Below are 332 nucleotides of genomic sequence, written 5' to 3'. Positions count from 1 at the left end.
TCTGCACTTAGCATATGTAAAAACATTCGATTTTCCGTATGTAATTGAATTTCGACAACGTAGTCATCCACTGAACGAATACTTTCAACGTGTTGTAACATCCATGCGTGTGCATTATTTTCCAGCTTCATAAATCGATTCAATGAGTATATAACATCATGTGCAGTAAGTTGTTTTCCATTATGAAAGTGAACTCCTTTTCGTAAATAAAACGTCCATATTTTTTCAGCATCATTATATTCCCAGTGAAATGCAAGTCTTGGCTCTATAATGTTTGTATTACCGTCTACATACACGAGTGTATCGAATATATGTTTTACCATATGGCATTC

General features: G+C 34.0%; 1 protein-coding gene. It reads right to left on the bottom strand.

Features of this window, described 5'->3' with window-relative positions; all coding sequences use genetic code 11:
• Positions 1-332: ABC transporter substrate-binding protein (locus tag MR160_RS34180; protein ID WP_242299251.1), on the bottom strand; the 332-nt coding region annotated here is incomplete at both ends.

Origin of the sequence: Bacillus cereus group sp. BfR-BA-01382 (genome assembly GCF_022663475.1) — a bacterium.
Lineage (GTDB): Bacteria > Bacillota > Bacilli > Bacillales > Bacillaceae_G > Bacillus_A > Bacillus_A thuringiensis_S.
This window is presented reverse-complemented; position numbering and strand designations above follow the sequence as displayed.